At 70.2% G+C, this 19,717-nt stretch carries 13 protein-coding genes; 5 read left to right on the top strand and 8 right to left on the bottom strand.

All coding sequences use genetic code 11. From position 1 onward, the window contains the following. Nucleotides 1-36: 36 nt before the first annotated feature. From BM417_RS35565 to BM417_RS35555, 3 genes are read right to left on the bottom strand one after another with little or no spacing between them, the layout of a single operon-like run. Entirely contained in the window at nt 37-1,065 is a 1,029-nt protein-coding gene (locus tag BM417_RS35565) for a substrate-binding domain-containing protein (RefSeq protein WP_093603619.1), read from the bottom strand. A gap of 44 nt (nt 1,066-1,109) precedes the next feature. Beyond that, complete coding sequence (locus BM417_RS35560) at nt 1,110-2,135, bottom strand: ABC transporter permease (protein WP_093603617.1); 1,026 nt, start codon at nt 2,133-2,135, stop codon at nt 1,110-1,112. After that, the gene (locus tag BM417_RS35555) at nt 2,132-3,640 is read right to left on the bottom strand and encodes a sugar ABC transporter ATP-binding protein (protein ID WP_093603615.1); all 1,509 of its coding nucleotides are present in this window, start codon (nt 3,638-3,640) and stop codon (nt 2,132-2,134) included. Before BM417_RS35555 ends, BM417_RS35560 begins: the two co-directional genes overlap by 4 nt. Before the next feature lie 293 nt (nt 3,641-3,933). On the opposite strand from BM417_RS35555, the gene BM417_RS35550 reads away from it, so the two are divergent. Then, nucleotides 3,934-4,236, top strand: coding sequence for a hypothetical protein (locus tag BM417_RS35550; protein WP_093603613.1), 303 nt, complete (start codon nt 3,934-3,936; stop codon nt 4,234-4,236). Between the two features lie 226 nt (nt 4,237-4,462). Here the strand turns inward: BM417_RS35550 and BM417_RS35545 are convergent, their stop codons facing one another. From BM417_RS35545 to BM417_RS35535, 3 genes are all read right to left on the bottom strand, one after another. Further along, nucleotides 4,463-5,230: a class I SAM-dependent methyltransferase gene (locus BM417_RS35545; protein WP_093603611.1), complete on the bottom strand. Its 768-nt coding sequence runs from the start codon at nt 5,228-5,230 to the stop codon at nt 4,463-4,465. 261 nt (nt 5,231-5,491) lie between these two features. After that, nucleotides 5,492-8,617 (bottom strand): GH92 family glycosyl hydrolase, encoded by a 3,126-nt coding sequence (locus BM417_RS35540; RefSeq protein WP_245822417.1) that lies wholly within the window; start codon nt 8,615-8,617, stop codon nt 5,492-5,494. Nucleotides 8,618-8,691: 74 nt separating this feature from the next. Then, nucleotides 8,692-9,852, bottom strand: coding sequence for a beta-ketoacyl synthase N-terminal-like domain-containing protein (locus BM417_RS35535; RefSeq protein WP_093603609.1), 1,161 nt, complete (start codon nt 9,850-9,852; stop codon nt 8,692-8,694). A gap of 202 nt (nt 9,853-10,054) precedes the next feature. Between BM417_RS35535 and BM417_RS35530 the strand changes: the two genes are divergently transcribed. The 3 genes from BM417_RS35530 (at nt 10,055) to BM417_RS35520 (ending at nt 17,822) form a co-directional block, all read left to right on the top strand. Beyond that, nucleotides 10,055-12,814, top strand: coding sequence for a sensor domain-containing protein (locus tag BM417_RS35530; protein WP_093603607.1), 2,760 nt, complete (start codon nt 10,055-10,057; stop codon nt 12,812-12,814). 179 nt (nt 12,815-12,993) lie between these two features. Continuing rightward, the gene (locus tag BM417_RS35525) at nt 12,994-16,611 is read left to right on the top strand and encodes a family 78 glycoside hydrolase catalytic domain (RefSeq protein WP_245822413.1); all 3,618 of its coding nucleotides are present in this window, start codon (nt 12,994-12,996) and stop codon (nt 16,609-16,611) included. Between the two features lie 197 nt (nt 16,612-16,808). Then, nucleotides 16,809-17,822, top strand: coding sequence for a S1 family peptidase (locus BM417_RS35520; protein WP_093603603.1), 1,014 nt, complete (start codon nt 16,809-16,811; stop codon nt 17,820-17,822). A 61-nt stretch (nt 17,823-17,883) separates the two neighbouring features. On the opposite strand, the gene BM417_RS35515 is transcribed toward BM417_RS35520, so the two are convergent. Then, complete coding sequence (locus BM417_RS35515; protein ID WP_093603601.1) at nt 17,884-18,144, bottom strand: hypothetical protein; 261 nt, start codon at nt 18,142-18,144, stop codon at nt 17,884-17,886. A gap of 60 nt (nt 18,145-18,204) precedes the next feature. Here BM417_RS35515 and BM417_RS35510 point away from each other — a divergent pair, with 60 nt between their 5' ends. After that, nucleotides 18,205-18,792 carry a TetR/AcrR family transcriptional regulator gene (locus tag BM417_RS35510; RefSeq protein ID WP_093603599.1) on the top strand — a complete coding sequence of 196 codons (588 nt, stop codon included), beginning with the start codon at nt 18,205-18,207 and terminating at the stop codon, nt 18,790-18,792. Between the two features lie 3 nt (nt 18,793-18,795). Here BM417_RS35510 and BM417_RS35505 read toward each other — a convergent pair whose 3' ends face one another. Beyond that, nucleotides 18,796-19,662 (bottom strand): NAD(P)H-binding protein, encoded by an 867-nt coding sequence (locus tag BM417_RS35505; protein WP_093603597.1) that lies wholly within the window; start codon nt 19,660-19,662, stop codon nt 18,796-18,798. Nucleotides 19,663-19,717: the final 55 nt, after the last annotated feature.

Raw genomic sequence — 19,717 nt, 5'->3', positions numbered from 1 at the left:
ATGCCAAGTTCAGTCACGTGCGGTCCTCTCGTGTTCTCAGGACTCGAAGGCGGTCGGCAGGTAGCGGTCGACGTTGTCCTTCGTGACAACCGGGGCGTACAGCTGGACCTCTCGGGGGACCTCCACCTCGACGAGGTCGCCGAGGCTCTTGCCCTGCACCGCGAGCCGCGCGAGCCGGATGCCGTCGGCGCCCTGGGTGGACGGGTAGATGACGGTCGCCTTGTGCGGGCCGTTGTCCGCCTTGATCTCCCGCATCACGTTGGCCGATCCCGCGCCACCGACCATGAAGAACTCGCTGCGGCCGGAGTTCTTGATCGCGGCGGTGACGCCGACGCCCTGGTCGTCGTCGTGGTTCCAGAGGGCGTCGATCTTGGGTGCGGCCTGGAGCAGGTTCGCGGCGGCCCGCTCACCGCTCTCCACGGTGAACTCGGCCGCCACGCGGTTGTTCACCTTCAGCCCGCAGCCCGCGAGCGCCTCGGCGAAGCCCTTGCTGCGGTCCTGGGTCAACGGCAGCGAGTCGATGCCGGCGATCTCCGCGACCACGGACCCCGGCTTGTCCTTGAGCCGCTCGCAGACGTAGGTGCCCGCGGACACGCCCATGCCGTAGTTGTCGCCCAGCACCGTGGACCGCGCGGCGAACGGGCTGTCGAACTGGCGGTCCACGTTGATCACGGTGATGCCGGCCTTCATGGCCTTGAGCGCCACCGGGGTGAGCGCCGCGCCGTCGAACGGCAGCAGGACGATCGCGTCGACCTTGTCGTTGATGAACGTCTCGACCTGGCTGATCTGGAGGTTGACGTCGTTGGTGCCCTCGACGACGCGCAGCTCCACATCGGAGTACTTGGTCGCCTCGGCCTTGGCGGCGTTGGTGATGGCGGCCATCCAGCCGTGGTCGGCGGCCGGCGCGGAGAAGCCGATGACGACCTTCTTGCCCGGCTCGTCGTTGGCGACCTTCACACCGCCGCTCTGGTTGCCACCGCCCTGCGGCTCGGGCGTGTTGCCCGTGCAGGCGGTGAGCGCGAGTGCTGAGGCGGCGACGAGAAGAGTGATTCTCTTGAATTGCATGGGTTTCTTTGTCTCCTCGGGTGGCAGCGGTCGTGGATGCGGCGTCAAGCGCCGCTGCGTCTGGCCAGCCGCTGCTGGAGGAGGACGGCGACCACGATGATCGCGCCCTTCGCGACGGCCTGGGCGGAGATGGAGAGGTTGTTGAGGGTGAACACGTTCGACAGCGTGGTGAAGATCAGGACGCCGAAGACGGTGCCCGCGATCGTGCCGCGGCCGCCGGACAGCAGCGTGCCGCCGATCACGACCGCGGCGATCGCGTCGAGCTCGTACAGACCGCCGTGGGTCGCGCTGCCGGTCGTGGTGCGGGCGATGAGCATGGCGGCGGCCAGCCCGCAGCACAGGCCGAGCAGCGCGTAGAGCAGGACGGTGTGCCGCCGCACGTCGATGCCCGCCAGCCGGGCCGCCTCTGGGTTGCCGCCGACCGCGAACGTGCGGCGGCCGAACGTGGTGCGGTTGAGCAGCACCCATCCGGCCACCGCGACCACCGCGAAGATCACCACGAGCACCGGTACCCCCAGCACCGATGCGTCGAAGAACGCGGCGAAGCCCGGCACGTTCACGATCTGCGTCTTGCGGTTGGAGATGATCTCGGCGAGTCCGCGGGCGGCGGCCAGGCTCGCCAGCGTCGCGATGAACGCCACGACCCGGCCGTAGGCGATGAGCATGCCGTTGACCAGTCCGCACGCCCCGCCCACCAGCAGTGCGGTGAACACGATGACGATCCAGTGCGTGTCGTTGGCGATCCCTTGGGTGGCAAGGGTTGTCGCCCACACCGACGACAACGCGACGATCGCGCCCACCGACAGGTCGATCCCGCCGCCGGTGATCACGAACGTCATGCCGACGCTCACGACGCCGATCACCGCCGCGAGCCGCAGGATGGTGAGCACGTTGTCGACGTCGGCGAACCGGTCGCCCGCGGTGACCACGCCGCCCAGGCACAACAGGACCAGGGCGACCACGAGACCGGTGTTGCGCCCGGCAGGAGAGGCGAGCAGCGCCGCGACGCTGGACTCCTTGGCGACCGGAGTGCTCTGGGGCGCGGCCACGGCGGCGGTGTCCTCGCTCATGCGGAATGTCCTTCCATGACCAGGTCGAGGACCCGGGACTCGTCGATCTCGTCGGCAGGACCGTCGTGGACCACCCGGCCCTCTCGCACCACCAGGACCCGGTCGGCCAGACCCAGGACCTCCTCGACGTCGCTGGACACGACGACGACGGCCACGCCGGAGTCCGCCAGTGCGCGGATGAGCTCGTAGATCTCGCTGCGCGCACCCACGTCCACGCCGCGGGTGGGTTCGTCCAGCAGCAGCACCCGGCACTCCCGCAGCAGCCACCGCGCGAGCACGACCTTCTGCTGGTTGCCTCCGGACAGCCCCCGCACCACGCGGTCGACGCCGGCCGGCCGGACGTCCAGCGTCTCGGTGAGCTGCGCCGACCGGACGCGTTCGGCGCGTTCGTCCAGGAACCCGAAGCGCGCGAACGACGACATCGACGAGACGGTGATGTTGCGGTACACGGCCTGGTCCAGCAGCAGCCCCTGGCTCTTGCGCTCCTCCGGGCACAACCCCATCCCCGCGCGCACGGCCACGCCGACACTCCCCCGCCGGAGCCGTCTGCCGTCGACCTCGACGGTGCCTTCGGCGGCCTTGCGCGCGCCGTAGATCGTCTCTAGGATCTCCGAACGGCCTGACCCGACCAGCCCCGCGAGCCCGACCACCTCACCCGCGCGGACCGTGAGATCGACGTCGCGGAACCGCTTCTTGTCGGCCAGCCCGCGCACGTTCAGCACGTCCGGCGCCGCCGGGTCGACCGGTTTCCGTTGCGGGAACACGTTGTCCAGCACGCGCCCGGTCATCAACCCGATCAGCTCCGAGGTCTTCACCTCGCGTGCGGGCAGGCCCGTGGCGACGGTGCGGCCGTCCTTGAGCACGGTGACCCGGTCGCCGATCTCCCGGATCTCCGCCAGGCGGTGCGAGATGTAGACGACGGCCACGCCCTGCGCGGTGAGCTCACGGATCACCCCGAACAGCACCCGCACCTCGTCCGGGTCCAGCACGGCCGACGGCTCGTCCATGATCAGCAGCTGCCCGTCCAGCGACAACGCCCGCGCCATGCTCACGACCTGCTGGTGCGCCACGGACAACCGGCCGACGTCGCGGTCGGGCGCGATCTCCGGGTGCCCCAGCCGGGCGAGCAGCGCGCGGGTCCGGCGACGTGCGTCCGCCCGCCGGGTGAAGCCCACAGTGGACAGTTCGTGGCCGAGGAACACGTTGTCGGCCACCGACAGGCCCGCCACGAGGTCCAGCTCCTGGTAGATGGCGGCCACACCGCTGCGCATCGCGGCGGTCGGGTTGCCGAACGACACGACCTCGCCCCGCCAGCGGATCTCGCCCTCGTCGGGCCGGTGCGCGCCGGACAGCACCTTGATCAGCGTCGACTTGCCCGCGCCGTTCTGCCCGAGCAGGCAGTGCACCTCACCCGCGCGGACGTCGAAGTCCACGCCCTGCAGGGCCATCACGCCAGGAAAGCGCTTCACCAGTCCCTGCACCGACAGCAGTGCTGCGGCCGTCATCCCGTCACTCCGGTCCACGGCCGAAAAGGCGCGCGGCAACGCGCGGGCGAGCTCACCATTGAGTCCTCCGGGCCCCGGCAGCCGTTGTGCCGGAAGGAAATTCCATCTGGAGCACAGCAAACCTAAGAGCCGGTTCGCACGCGGGCAAGATGGTCGAGGTGGCACATATCGGCCAACTTTTTCCTTGACCGGCGAACCCCGTCCACATCCGATCAACAAACGTTCGACCGCCGCCACGCACCGTGCATCCCCTGTCACGGTCACGTCGACCTCATGTCTGGAGGAGCAACCCAATGGCGGCACCGCAAACCGGGTTCGTCAGGACGTACGCGCACAAGAAGGTCGTGATCCTGAAGACGGGCCTGAGCATCGGCGACGAGGACGCCGTGCTGATCGCCCCGCTCATCTCGGCCAAGCCACCCGCCGCCACCCCCGGTGTCGAGGTGAAGACCGCCTACGGCAGGTACTGGGTGCTGACCGGTCAGGCGAACACGGTGAGGACCGCGGACCTGGTCACCGTCTGGTGGGGCCCGGAGCGCCTCAGGCCGGACCAGATGAAGATCGTCCAGCAGGAGCACGGCAAGAACTCCAAGTAGAGCCGTGGTCCCCGGCTCCCTGCGACACTTCACGCTGTGAACAGGGGAACGGTCTTCCGGGAGTGCATTTCCTTCCCTCGCTGATCGAGCCGCGGGCGTGGTCCGGGGGCTCGGCATCGGTGAGCCGGAGCAGCACACGTGGCAAACGCCGGGCCCGCGACTCCACGGGCGGCAGCGGCGCGTCCTGGTCCAGCCGCTGTTCACCAGCGGGCCGCGGTCGGATCGCCTAGCGCGCGGTGAGGGCGTAGGCGGGCAACGGCACGTTGCCGCTCTCCCGCGCGGTCTGGCGGAGCAGCTCCTTGGCCAGCCCGTCCGGCGCCTCCTTCAGCGCGATGGCGATCTCCCAGTCCGCGTCCTGCAACGCGCTCGTGTCGACGTCGCCGACCTGCTCGACCTGCCAGCCGGCGGTGCCGAGCGCGGCGAGCAGGGTGGCGCGGGTCAGCGGAGCGCGGACGTTGCCGTCGGTCTCGTCCATGCGGTCCTGGGCGAGCACGGCCAGCAGGTGCGGCACCTGGTCGGCGCGCCGGGGTTCCGGGTCCCACTCGGCGAAGCAGAGTCGCGAACCGAGTTCACGGGCCTTCGCCAGGGTTCGTTCGAGCAGGTCGGCCGACGCGAAGTACCAGGAGCAGTGGGCCAGCACGACGACGTCGTAGCCGGTGCCGACGTCGTCGGTCAGCGCGTCGGTCTCGTAGCGCATCTCGATGCGGTCGCCGAGCGGGCCGTCGAGCAGGTGCCGCGCGGAGTCGCCGACGGTGACCGGTGCGCCGTAGCCGGGCGGGGCGATGTCGGTGCCGACGACCCTCCCGTCCGGACCGACGAGGTCCGCGAGCACGGCGGTCATGTCGCCCTGGCCGCAGCCGATCTCCAGCACTCTCGCGCCGGCGGGGATCTGCCAGGTTCGCGCCAGCTCGAGGCGGTAACCGGTCTGCGTGACCTGGATGCCCGGACTGACGGAGTACGTCGCCATGAGGCGTGCGATTTCTTCGGAGTTCATCGTGCCGGAGCGTAAGAGCGGGTTTCCGTCGCCGCATCCTATTTCGGGACGAACGCAACGCTCTCGCCGTCGAGATGTCCCCGCTGCGCGCTCTGCTGGAGCGCCACGGGAAAACCGACTGAGTCAACCGGCGACCTCGGGGGTGCCGTACTCGTCGTGGCGACGCCACCACCTTCCTGCGGATAGCCCTCCCACTCCTCCTGACGGCCGAGCGGGGTGATGTCGGGCAGGCTCCCGACGTTGCCGGGCGCCCGGCAAACCTCAGCCGGTACCGAGAGCGAACAGGTGGATCTGCTTGTCGGACGGCAGGGTCACGGCGGCGATCGTCTTGCCCTCGGGCGCGTCGAACGGCGCGGTGGCGAAGATGAACGCGGGCCCGGTGCCGCCCCGGTTCACGTTGCGGTAGCGGGGATGCGCCACCACGGTGTTGCCGAAGACCGGGTCGTTCGCGCTGCCGCCGGGCAGCACCCAGTCGCCGAACGACAGGTCGGTCTGGGCGGTGCTGCCGTCGGTGAAGGTGACGGTCGCGGTCCCCCGGTGGTCGCCGTTGCTCGCCGCGCCGACGAACACCAGGCGCCGGGGCTGTCCCGCCACGGTGACGGTCTGGCCTTCGGCGGCGACGTTGTCGGGGCGACCGGCCGGAGGGGCGGGCCAGGTGAACGTGGTGCCCGCGACCTCGACCCGCTTGCCCCCGGTCAGGCCTGCCTCGGCCAGCGCCTGGCGGGAGTAGCTGTTGCCGGCTCCGTCGAGGTTCGCCAGCGACTTGGCGTCGTCGTCCGAGATTCCGGCGTTGTTGTAGCGGGTGACCAGGCTGCCTTCCGGTGCTACCAGCACGGTCACGGTCGTGGTGACCGTGCGGTGGTCGCCCTTGATGGTCACCGGGATGTCGTAGTAGCCCTCGGCCGCGGTCGCGCTCACCTGGAACTTCGCCTGGCCGTCCTCCAGGCGGAACCGCTGCGGGCCGCCGACGGTGATCCCGGCGGGCGGGGTGCTCGTCACGGTGAGAGTCCGGTCCTTGCCCGCCAGTTTGCGCGCGGACACCGTGAACTCCGCGGTGCCGCCGGGCCGCACCGTGATCATGCTGGTGGCGCTGGCCAGGAAATCGTGCTCACCGTCGCGATAGGACGGTGGTGCCTCGTCGGCGTCCGTCGCCCAGTGGCGGTCCGGTGTGGTGCCGAGCTCGAAGTCGAGCCGGCCGCCGGTGCTGACGATGTCGCGGGGCAGACCGGTGCGCTCGTGGTCGCGGCCGTCGAGGTTCAGGTCCCGCACGTACATCGCGGTGGCCGAGGCCTTGGGCGCGTTGATGGTCAGGTCGCGGCCGGGCAGGTCGAGGACGACGCGGGGGAACAACGGGCTGTGCAGCGCCAGGTCGGACGTGCCGGGCGTCGCGGGGTAGAGACCCAGTGCGGCCCAGACGTACCACGAGGACTGGGCGCCGAGGTCGTCGTTGCCGGGTTCGCCGTCCGGGGTGGGGCTGAACAGGGTGGTCATGATCTGCCGGACCACCTGCTGGGTGCGCCACGGCCGCCCGGTGTGGTTGTACAGCCAGGGAATGCCGAACGCCGGTTCGTTGCCCGCCCACATGTACGGCTCCAGCGGGCCGGCGTTGAGCTTGGTGGTGAACGTGTCGAGCCGTGCCGCCGCGGCGTCCTTGCCGCCCATCGCGGTGATCAGGCCCGCCGGGTTGTGCGGCACCATCCAGCTGTACTGCACCGAGTTGCCCTCGTCGAACCCGTCCTGGCCGAATCCGCCGCCGGGACTGAAGGCCGGGCCGTCCGGGAACCTCCCGTCGCCGTCGCGCGGCTGGACGTGGGAGGTGGCGGGGTTGAACAGGTTCTGCCAGTTCTGGCCGCGCTGGATGAACTCCGCAGCCGTCTTGCGATCACCCGCTGCCTTCGCGAGCTGGGCGATGGCGAAGTCGTCGACCGACCACTCCAGGGTGATCGACGCACCGACCCGGTTGTGGTCGCCGCGGGCGGCGTCGGTGTTGGGCAGGTAACCGCGCTTGACGTACTCGCCGATTCCCGGCCGTTCCTGGTAGGCGCCGGGCGTGGTGTCCACACTGGTCGCGCCTTTGACCAGGTATTGCAGCGCGGTCTTGAGGTCGAAGTCGCGCGCGCCGTAGGCGTACAGGTTGGCGATCAACGGGACGGAGCTGTCGCCCGTCATCTGCGCGGTGTAGTCGTTGGCCAGCGGCCAGCGTGGCCACCAGCCGCCCTGCACCGCGTCGTTGACGAGCGACTGCGCCATGTCACTGGCCTCGCGCGGCCACAGCATGGCGTGCAGCGGGGCGAGGCTGCGATAGGTGTCCCAGTCGGAGAAGTTCGCGTACTGGGTGCGTCCGGCGGGCAGGGTGTGGATCCGGTCGTCGAAGCCGATGTAGCGGCCGTCCACGTCGTTGAACGTGTTGGGGTGCATCAACGAGTGGTACAAAGCGGTGTAGAAGGTCTTCAGCTCACCGGGATCCGTGCCGGCGACCCGGATCTTGCCCAGCTCGGTGCGCCACCTCGCCCTCGTGTCCGCGCGGACCTGGCCCGCGTCCCAGTGCGGGATCTCCTGGGCCATGTTCCGCTTCGCACCGTCCACACCGACGAACGACAGCGCCACCTTGGCCTTGACCTGGCCCGCGGGGAAACTCAGGTACGCGCCCGCTTTCGGCGCTGTGACGCCGCCGCTGCCCGGGCTGATCGCGTTGCCGTCCCAGGTGCCGTTGGCGGTGAACGGCCGGTCGAAGGTGATGGCGTAGTAGACGGTGTACTTGTTGGACTTGCCGCAGAAGCCGCCGGTGGTGGCCGAACCGGTGACCGTCGTGTCGTTCTCGATCGTCATCTCGGCGGCCGAGTTGCCCGACAGGGTCGCCCCGCCCTTGACCAGCACGTGGCCGTCGGCGGGAAGGGTGAACGTGGCCAGGCCGGTGCGGGTGGTGGCGGTGAGCTCCGCGCGGACCTTCGAGTCCTCCAACGTCACCGCGTAGTAGCCGGGCTCGCCCTGCTCGCTGGCGTGCCGGTAGCGCTCGACCCGGTCCCAGGGCTTCTCCCCCAGGTCACCGGTGATCGGCAGGATCGGCACGTCGCCGAACGCACTGCACCCGACGCTGGCGTGCGTGAGGCTGAAACCTCGGATCTTTTCGTTGTGGTACTGGTAGCCGGCGTACGAGCCCAGCGTGTCCGGCGAGAACTGCATCATGCCGAACGGCACCGCGGGACCGGGAAAGTTGTTGATCTCACCGGCGGCGGCGTTGGCCAAACCGGTGCCGATGAACGGATCCACGTACGCGCTGGGATCGGAGACCAGCGGCGGCACCGCCGACGCCGGTTCCGCAGCGGCCACCGCCGGAGCCGCGAGCACCACCGCGGCCGCCATCACCACCAGTCCCCTGAAGCGCACAGATCGGAACTTTCCGCAGACCTACCACGCTGTCAACGTTGTCGACACCGATCTGGCCGGTTCCGGACACCGCGTCACGAAGGCGGCGCCAGCACGATCGCCGAGTTGTGGCCGCCCATGCCGAGCGACGACTTGATCGTGAGACCGTCGGCGAGCGGCGTGACCCCGTCCAGCAACGCGGGATGTCCCGGCGCGACCACGGGCGGCGCCGGGATCACCCCGGTGTCGTACGCCATCGCGGTCACCGCGGCCTCGATCGCCGACGCCGCGCCCTGGCAGTGACCCGTCAGCGGCTTCACGGAGTAGACCTCGGTCTCCGGACCGAACAGCTGCTCCAGCACGGCCGCCTCGGCCGCGTCGCACTGCGCGGTGCCGGGACCGTGCGCGTTGAGATAGCGCACGTCGGCGGCGCTCACCCCGGCGTTGTCCAGCGCGTCGGTGAAGCACGCGGTGATCTGGTCAAGCTGCGGGTCGATCGACGTCACGTGGTACGCGTCGTGCGACATCGCACCGCCGAGCGTCACGGCGTACGGCCGGGACGCGTGCCGGGAAAGGACGAACGCCACCGACGCCTCGCCCATCACGAATCCCCGGCTGCCCAGTTGGAACGGACGGCACGCGTCGAGCGGCTCGGCGTCCACGATGGCCACGCCGAGCCGGACGAAGTGGGCGACGTTCTCGGGTGTGAGGGAAAGATCCGTCGCGACGAACACGACGTCGTCGACGATTCCCGCGTCCAGCCACGCTTTCGCCGTGATCAGGCCGGCGTTGCCCGACGCGCACATCGCCGAGACGTTCATAGCAGGCCCGTGGAAACCGTATTCCTGCATCAGCATCGACATCGGTGTGGACGGCATCAACGCCAGGTAGTCGTGCACCGGCAACGAACCACCGCGCGTGACGTAGAAATCGCGCCACAGGTCCACCTCGCCCAGCACCACCGCGTGCAGGAGACCGACCCTGCGACCGGGACGCCAGCCGCGGGTGCCGGCGTCCTCGATGGCCTCTCTGGCGGCGGCCCGCATGGCCTGCGCGAACCGGCTCGGACCATCGAGCGGATCACCGCCGTCGCCGACTCGCGCCGCCCAGACCGTCTCACCGGGGTTCCTGCCCAGCTCGGGAACAACGGTGGCGGCGGGTTTCCCGCTCGCCAGACCGTCCCACAGAGACCGGCGGCTCCAGCCGTACGCGCTGACGACGCCGATTCCGCAGATGCTCACACCTCGCGCGACCATATCCAGCTCCACCACCGAGGGCCGACACCTCCTACCAGGGTAACTGCCCCGAACGCCCGGCGGGCGAGCGATCTATTTGTCCACAATGGACAGTGAAGTCGACCCCCTGATCATCGGTCGGTGTCCGGGTACCGATATAACGGCACACCATGTTTACGCCAGACGGATGCGCCTCCGGCCGCCTGTGCGGTAGGACTTCACGATGGCCACGCCACCGCGAATCCGAGGGAGTGCAGGACCTGGGAGCCACGACGTGAGCGGCCTGATCGGTGACGCGGAGTTCGACCACGAGCTGCTGGCCGGACTCGCGCTCTCGATCGGCGCCTCCGTGGTGTGGTGGCTCGACCTGGACGAGGACCGGCTCGGCTGGATGCCGGGCCTCGACGTGGTGATCGGGGTGCCCGGCGCGGACTCCGGCACCGTGCGCGCCGCGCTGGCCGACCTGGTGGCGCCGCTGACCGTGGCCGCGAGGTCGGCGCCCGCCTGGCAGGACTTCGAGCTGGAGCAGCCCCTGGAGACCCCGGCCGGCACGCGCCGGCTCCAGTTCCGCGCCCGCGTGTCGACCCGCGGCTCCGCGCCGGCGCTGGTCGGCGTCGTCGCCGACGTAACCCGGCGGCACACCCAGCAACAGCAGCTCACCGACCTCGCGGATCGCTACCGGCTCCTGGTGGACCTCTCCCCTGACGCGATCGTGGTGCACGAATCGGGCCGGATCGTGTACGCGAACCCGGCGGCCGTGCGGTTCGTGCGAGCGCTTTCCGACGGCGAGATCCTCGGCAGGCTGATCACCGACTTCGTCCATCCCGCCTCGCAACAGGAGATGCTGCGCCGGATCGCGAAGCTGAGCGAGCCCGGCGCCACGAGCGACCCGGCGGAGGCGGTACTCGTCCGGTTCGACGGGGGCACGACCGACATCGAGTCGGTGTCGGTGCGCACCACCTGGGAGGGCCGCCCCGCGTTCCAGGTGATCATGCGGGACGTCACCGAGCAGAAGGCGGCCGCGGCGGCGTTGCGCTACCAGGCCGCCCTCGCCGCGCACGTGAGCGACGCGCTCATCGCGACCACCGCCAGTGGCGTCGTGACCAGCTGGAACCCCAGCGCCGAGAACGTCTACGGCCACCTCGCCGCCGACGCGATCGGGCGCCCCATCGCCCTGCTGGTCGGGGCGGCGCTCGACCCGTCGGCGATCCTGGACGCAGGCGGCGTGGTCCAGGCGGAGCACCGCAGATCCGGCGGCGAGACGCTGGCGGTGCGGGTGTCGGTCGCCAGGATGGACGACGGGTACGTGCTGATCTGCGCGGACGAGACCGCGCGCAGGAGGGCCGAGCACCGCTTCACCGCGGTGGTCGACGCCATCGAGGAAGGCGTGCTCGTCGTCGGCGCCACGGGCCTCGTCGAGTCCGTCAACCCGGCCGCCGAACGGATCCTCGGCGTGAACGCGCGCGAGGCGATCGGCGAGTTCGCGTCGTCGACCGAACTGCACGACGAGGCAGGCCGGCCCATCCCGCTCGATCTCTTCCCGTCGGCCATCACCCGTGCGACCGGCAGACCGCAGCACGGGCGGATCGTCCGGGCGCCCCGGCCGGACGGCGGCCACGTCTGGCTGTCGCTCAGCGTCCGCGCGCTCAGCCAGGACGGCACGCTGCCGACGGCGACGGTGTTGTCCTTCACCGACATCACCGAACGGCGCATGATCGACACCCGGCTGGAGCACGAGGCGACGCACGACGCGCTGACCGGCCTGAGCAACCGCACCGTGACCATCAACCGGCTCAGCCCGCCTGCCAGGTCCCACCGGTCGGGGCTCACCGCCGTGCTGTTCATCGACCTGGACAAGTTCAAGGTCATCAACGACTCCCTCGGCCACAGCGCGGGCGACGAGGTGCTGCGGATCGTCGGCTCGCGGCTGAGCCTGAGCGCCCGCCGCGGCGACGTCGTGGGCAGGCTCGGCGGCGACGAGTTCACCGTCATCGCGTACGGCGTGACCGGCCAGGACGAGGCGACCTCCCTAGCGGACCACATCCGCGCCGAGATGAACCGGCCGATCACCGTGGACGGACGGCAGCTGCACGTCGATGCGAGCGTGGGCATCGTGCTCGCCGAACCCGGCGACCCCCGCGACGGCGCCGACCTGCTCCGCGACGCCGACCTCGCGATGTACCAGGCCAAGACCAGGGGACGCGGGCGCATCGCGTTCTTCGACGTCGAGCTCCGCGACCGCATCCAGCGCCGTCTCCAGCTGGAGCAGGACCTGCGGATGGCGCCGCTCAACGACGAGCTGTGGCTCGCCTACCAGCCGATCGTCGACCTCCGCACGGACCGGCGCACCGCCGTCGAGGGTCTGCTGCGCTGGACGCATCCCCGCTACGGCCTCATCTTCCCCGGCGAGTTCATCACGCTCGCCGAAGAGAGCGATCTCATCAACATCGTCGGCGCGCACATGCTGCACACCGCGGCTCGCGAGATCGCCGAGCAGGCCCCGGATCTCCAGCTGACGGTGAACCTGTCGGCCCGCGAGCTCGACGACCCGTGGCTCGTGTCCGCCATCCGCAACGCCACGTACAAGGCCGGGCTGACTCCGGGCTCGCTGTGCCTGGAGATCACCGAAAGCGCTCTCATGCGCGACCCTGCGCTGGCCGCACGCACCCTCTCCTCGTTGCGCGACCTGGGTGTGCGGCTCGCGATCGACGACTTCGGCACCGGTCACTCCTCGCTCGCCCAGCTGCTCACGCTGCCACTGGACACGCTCAAGATCGACCGCTCCTTCACGGCGGGCCTCGGCCGTTCCGACGAGGCGACGGCGATCGTCACCAGCATCATCGCCATGGCCCACGCGGTCGACCTGACCGTGATCGCCGAGGGGGTCGAGCAGCCGGAACAGCTGGAGATCCTGCGGGCGCTCGGGTGCGACCAGGCTCAGGGCTACCACCTCGGGAGGCCGGCACCCCTGGCCGAGCTCTGACTCGGTTGACGGTGTGACCGCGCAGGTCCTAGGGTCGGTGCAGCACCAAATTGAAACGTTTCAATCGGCCGCCAGCGTTACCAGCACTCCCCTAGCCCAGGAGAAACGCGATGCGAAGTCGATCCCTGCCGCACGCTCCGAGTCGGTTACTCTGCGTAATATTGTCAGCACTCCTAGCCATGTCCGCGATCATCGCGGTCCCTGCCGCGGCGGCGCCCGCCGATCTCGCCGGGGCGCACTGGATCTGGTACCCCGAGGGGAACCCCGCGGTCTCCGCCCCTGCCGAGCACCGCTACTTCCGCCGCACCTTCACCCAGCCCGCGGGACAGGTCGGCGATGCCCGGCTGATCGTCACCGGCGACGACACGGTGGACGTGTGGCTCAACGGCGAACCTCTCGCCGCGTCCGCCCGCTACACCAGTTCCTGGCAGCGCGCGGTCACCGTCGACCTGCGCTCCGCCCTCGTCACCGGCACCAACACGCTGGCGGTCGCGGTGCGCAACACCACTGCCGGCCCGGCGGGCCTCGTCGCCCGCGCGCGGATCGTCACGGGCGGCACGGCCGTCGACCTGGTCACCGACGGGGCGTGGAAGGCGGGCCGGGGCGCGGGCGAAGGCTGGGAGAAGCCTGCGTTCGCCGACGGCGCCTGGCCCCAGGCCGCGGACCTCGGCTCGTACGGGATCGAGCCGTGGGGCAGCGGTGTAACCGCTACCGATCCGAATGCGACGTCGCCGTTGTCCGTCGCCTCCATGACAACGGAACGGCGCATCGCCCCGCTCGGCGTGGACGCGAAGCGACCGAGGCTGGGCTGGGCGCTCGCCTCCACGGCCTCCGCTCAACGGCAGGGCTCGTACCAGGTGATCGTCGCCAGCACGAAGGCCCTGGCCGAGGCCGGGACCGGTGATCTCTGGGACAGCGGCCGGGTGCACGACGAGCAGTCCGTCGACGTCATCTACGGCGGTGCCGCACTGACCTCGATGACCGCCTACCACTGGCGGGTCCGCGTCTGGGACACGCAAGGCAGAGCAGGCGGCTGGAGCGCGGTCTCGTCGTTCGAGACAGGGCTCTACAACGCCGCCTCGGAGTGGCGCGGCGCGTTCGTCGGAGGGCCGGTCGGCCAGGGCTTGGACGGCGCCACCTGGATCTGGTACCCGGAGGGGTCGCCGACGGCCGGTCTGCCGCCGATGACGAGGTACTTCCGCAAGAACTTCACGCTCGCCTCGGTGCCGGCCGCCGCGACGCTCGCGGTCACCGCCGACGACACGGCGACCGTGTGGGTCAACGGCGTGAAGATCTACTCCAGTCCGCAGGTGGAGCACTCCTGGCGGCGGGCAGGCGTGATCGACCTGACCGGCAGGCTGCGGGCCGGTGCCAACACCATCGCGGTGTCGAGCGCCAACACGTCGGACTCCCCCGCCGGTCTCGTGGCCAAGCTGACCGCGGACGCCCTCGTGGTGCAGTCCGACGGGAGCTGGAAGGCGTCGACCCAGTCCCCCACCGGCTGGGAGCAGCCGGGCTTCGACGACGGCGCCTGGGTTCAGGCGAGGGCGCTGGTCGGCATCGGCGGAGCACCGTGGGGCAACGAGGTCGTAGTTCCGCAGCCCGCTCCGTTGCTGCGCAAGGGTTTCGCGGTGAACAAGCCCGTGCGCAGCGCCCGGTTGCTCACCACCGCGCTCGGCATTCACGAAACGCAGCTCAACGGTGCCAAGGTCGGCGAGGACGTGCTGGCACCCGCGTGGACCGACTACAACAAACGCGTGCAGTACAAGGTGCACGACGTCACCAGCCACATCCGCCAGGGCACCAACGCTCTCGGCGCGTGGCTGGGCAACGGCTGGTACTCCGGCAGCCTCGGCATCGGCGGCAACAGGTTCTACGGAACCCAACCGTGGTATTCGGCGCAGCTCGTTCTGACCTATGTGGACGGTACGACGGAAACCGTGGCGACGGACGGCTCCTGGAAGTACCGGGCCAGTCCGATCATCGCCGACGACCTCTACCACGGTGAACACCAGGACGCCCGGCTCGCGGTCCCGGGATGGGACGGCGCCGGTTTCGACGACAGCGGCTGGCGGTCCGCCCAGGTCCGGCAGGGCGCGCTGCCGAACCTGGTGGCCCAGGTGGACGCGGGCACGAAGGTGCAGCGGGATCTGCGGCCGGTCGCGCTGACCCAGCCCAAGCCAGGCGTGTGGGTCTTCGACCTCGGTCAGAACTTCTCCGGCTGGAACCGGCTCCGGGTGCAGGGTCCCGCCGGCACCACCGTCACGTTGCGGCACGCGGAGGTCCTCAACCCCGACGGCACGCTCTACACCACCAACCTGCGGGCCGCGCAGGTCACCGACCAGTTCGTGCTGGCGGGCACCGGCCAGGCCGAGACCTTCGAGCCGAGGTTCACCGTCCACGGCTACCGCTACGTCGAACTGACCGGTCTGCCCAGCGCGCCGACGCTCGACACGATCACCGGCCGGGCGGCGTGGACGAACGGTGAGGAGATCGGCGGGTTCGACACCTCCGACCCGATGCTCGACAAACTGCAGAACGCCATCGTGTGGGGACAACGGTCGAACATGCTCTACGTCCCGACCGACTGCCCCCAGCGCGACGAGCGGCTGGGCTGGACCGGAGACATCGCGTCGTTCGTTCCCACCGCCACGCACAACATGGACGTGTCCGCGTTCCTCGACAAGTTCACCGACGACATGGTCGACGCCCAACGCTCCGACGGCGCGTTCACGGACGTCGCCCCCAACGTCGGCGGCATGGGCGGCGGCACCGCGGCGTGGGGCGACGCGGGCGTGATCGTGCCCTTCACGCTCTGGCAGCGGTACGGCGACCTGCGCGTGGTGCAGGACAACTTCGCCGCCATGACGAAGTGGGTCGACTACCTGCGCTCGACCGCGGAGGCCGATCTCATCCGTGATCGCGGCGGGTTCGGCGACTGGCTCAACGTCAACGACGACACGCCTCGCAACGTCATCTCGACGGCGTACTTCGCGTGGTCCGCGCGCCTGGTGTCCAAGATGGCGCAGGCCATCGGGAAGTCGGCCGAAGCGGCGACCTACGGTTCGCTCGCCGACCAGGTCTCGGCCGCGTTCACCCAGCGGCTCGTGGCGGCGGACGGCACCGTCTCCGGCAACACGCAGACGGGTTACGCGCTCGCGCTGGCGTTCGGGCTGGTGCCGGCGAACCGCGTCCAGTCCCTGGTGGACAAGCTCGTGGCCAGGATCCGCGCCGCCGGCAACCACCTCACCGTCGGGTTCGTCGGTGTGTCGCACCTGCTGCCGGTGCTGGCCGACCACGGCCGGGCCGATGTCGCGTACCAGGTGCTGACGCAGCCGGACTACCCCGGCTGGGGCTACATGATGAACAAGGGAGGCACGACGGTGTGGGAGCGGTGGGACAGCATCCGCCCGGACGGTTCGTTCCAGGATCCGGGGATGAACTCGTTCAACCACTACGCGATGGGCTCGGTCGGCGACTTCCTCTACCGCACCGTCGGAGGACTGAGCTCCGCCTCGCCCGGCTACCGGTCGTTGCTCATCGCCCCGAAACCGGGCGGTGGACTCACTTCGGCCAGGTCGTCGCACCGGACGCCGTACGGGGAAGCGGTCAGCGAGTGGAACACGACCGGAGGGCGCTTCACCCTCCACGTGGTCGTGCCCACCGGAACCTCGGCCGTCGTGCGCGTGCCGGCGACCACCGCGGTGACGGCTCCGGCCGGGGCGGTCCCGCTCGGCACCGGTTCGGGTGTGGCGTCGTTCCACGTTCCCGCCGGTGACTACACCTTCACGGTCTGACGGGTGAACGGTTCGGCGTGGATGCCCGTCCGCGCCGAACCGTTCAGCACATCGCCGAATTCCCTTAATACTATTATCGGCCGTTCGCCGCTCAAATTTTTATTAGGCATCTGGACCGTTTTCGCGAAACGCAGCACTCTGGCTGTGCGCCCGCAACCCTGCCGGGGCGATTCTCGTTGCACAGTCGGGAGTTCTCGATGCGCAGTTTCCCTGCCGCACTCAAGTTGGTGTCGATTGCCGCGCTGGCGGCCGGTTTCGTCGCCGCACCCGCGGCACAGGCCGACGTCTCCACTCTGGAAACGCGGCTCGGCACGTCCGCCGCCGGGTCCTATCTGGACGACTCCGGCAAGCTCGTCGTCACCGTGACCGACCAGGCCGCGCTGGCGACCGTGACCGCGTCCGGCGCACGAGCCCGGCTCGTCCGGCACAGCGCCGCCACGCTCGAAGCGAGCACCGCCGTGCTGGACCGCACGGCGAAGATCCCCGGCACGTCCTGGGGCACCGACCCGGCCACCAACCAGGTCGTGGTGTCCGCCGACACGACAGTGACCGGTGTGCGGCTCGCCCGGTTGAAGGCCGTGGTGGCAGGTCTGGGCGACACCGCACGGCTGGAGCAGGTCCCCGGCTCGTTCACCACCACCATCGCGGGCGGTGACGCCATCCTCGGCGGCGGCGTGCGCTGCTCGCTCGGGTTCAACGTCAAGCGGCCCGGCACCAGCACCGCCTACCTGCTCACCGCCGGCCACTGCGGCAACGTCACGTCCACCTGGTCCACCTCCGGCGGCCAGGTCATCGCGTCCAGGACCGGTACCAGCTTCCCCGGCAACGACTACGCGCTGTTCCAGTACACGAGCAACATCAGCAGGCCCGGCGAGGTCAACCTCTACGACGGCACCCGGCGTTCCATCGACAGCGCGGGCAACCCCGTGGTGGGCCAGACGGTCGGTCGCAGCGGCAGCACCACCGGGTTCCACCGGGGCAAGGTCACCGGCCTCAACGTCACGGTGAACTACGTGGACGGCACGACGGTCACCGGCATGATCGCGACGACGGTGTGCGTCCAGGGCGGCGACAGCGGAGGGCCGTTGTTCGCGAACAACACCGCGCTCGGCCTCACCTCCGGCGGCAGCGGTAACTGCACCAGCGGTGGGCGGTCCTTCTACCAGCCCGTCACCGAGGCGCTCAACGCCTACGGCGTGACGGTCTACTGACTCGCCGCACAGAACCCTTCAGACCGCGCTGCCGCGGCATGTCGGCGGGCATGATCGACGCCTACCGCGGCACACCCCGATCACCGCTGGACCGCCCGCGCAGCCGCAGCGGGTCGCCGGGCGACGGAGTCTCCGGACTCCGTTCGCCCTCGACCTGGATCTCGATGTTCGTCCGGTGCGAGATCGGGTCCCAGATCTCCTCGATCGGCGACAGCATCGACCCGCCGCCGCCACGGCGCCGGGCCCGCACCGCGTACAGGACGAACCCGGCCAGGCCGAGCGGCACGCTGAGAAACGCCGCCAGAGGCCCCAGAAGCTCCATGCGCCCGACGGTACAGTAACGTCGCGTTTCCAGAAACGGTCTGTTACTGAATGGCGGGCGATGACCAGGCTCACGCGAGCTGAGCAGCAGCGACGCACCCACGAACACCTGCTGAACGCCGGCCGGCAGGTGTTCCTGCGGCGCGGTTTCCTGGCGGCGACGGTCGAGGAGATCGCGGCCGACGCCGGCTACACCCGAGGTGCCGTCTACAAGCACTTCGGCGGCAAGGAAGGGCTGTGGCTGGCGATCATCGAGGCCGGCGCGGACGCCCATCTCAGCGGCCTGCGGGACGCTCTCGCCCGCGCCACCAGCCGGGAGCAGGTGCTCGCGGCCCTCGCCCCCGCCGACCCGTCGGACGAGGACGCCGCGAAGTGGAGCGCGGCGGCCGCGGAGGTGCTCGCCGCGACGGCACAGCAACCCGAGACCGCGACCCTGATCGCCGCCATCCAGCGGCGGCACGACGACGAGGTCGTCGCCCTGCTCACCGAGCACTCCAAGCGGTTGGACCTCGAACCCGCACTGCCGCTGGACCAGGCGGTCGTCCTGCTCGGCGCCCTGGGCATCGGGCTCGCCCTGCGGCAGACGGTCGCCCCCGCGTCCGATCCCGGCGCCGTCCTCGCCCACGTCCTGGGCACGATCTTCCGATGACCGTCAGGGCTGGAGGCGCACGATGTCCTCCAGCACGGCGCGCACCGGAATCGCCGGTCGCCCGAGCAGGTTCTCCAGCGCCGGGTCGGTGACCGCGAACTGACCGGCCCGCGCCGCGCGGAACATGCCGAGCGTGAACTCGGCCGCCGCGGCCGGCATGCCCTGCGCCACCACCGTTTCCTTCCACTCCTCGTCGTCCACCACGACCCGCTTGATCTCGCGGCCGGTGATCTCGCCGAGAACGCGCGCCACGTCGGCGAAGTCGAGCAGGTCGGGCGCGGTCAGCGGCGGCGTCAGGCCGTCGAGCACGCCGGGGCGCGTCAGGGAGAGAACGTCCGCTTCGACGAGGTCGGCGTGCGCGGTCCACGAGAACGGCCCGTCCTGCGGCAGCCGGAACTCGCCGGTCTGCACCGCGGCGGGCACGTAGTGCTCCAGGGTGCTCGTGTAGAAGCCGTGGCGCAGGGACGTGTACGCGACATCCTGGGCGGCGAGGTGCCGCTCCGTCGACGCGTGCTGCCGCCCCAGGTCGAACAACGAGTCAGGCGAGGCCGCCTGATGGCTGGTGTAGTGCACGCGCGACGCGCCCGCTCGCACGGCGGCGTCGATCGCGGCCACGTTGGCACCGGCCGCCTGCGGGCCCCTGATCGACGCCGAGACGACGAGCACCTGGTCCGCACCCGCGAAGGCGTGATCCAAAGTGGACGGATCGGTGAAGTCGCCGGCACGCACGCGAACACCGCGAGCGGCCAGTGCCGCCGCCTTGCCCGGGTCGCGCACGCTGGCGCCGACGGTGTCGGCGGGAACGTGGTCGAGCAGCTTCTCGACGATCTTGGCGCCGAGCCTGCCGGTGGCCCCGGTAACGATGATCATGGCTTCCTCCTGCGTGAACCAGTGATTCGTTTTGACGATATCACTGATTCGGATC

Source organism: Lentzea waywayandensis (assembly GCF_900115955.1).
Classification (GTDB): Bacteria; Actinomycetota; Actinomycetes; order Mycobacteriales; family Pseudonocardiaceae; genus Lentzea; species Lentzea waywayandensis.
The sequence above is the reverse complement of the archived record's forward strand: the minus strand, read 5'-3'. Positions and strand labels throughout refer to the sequence as shown.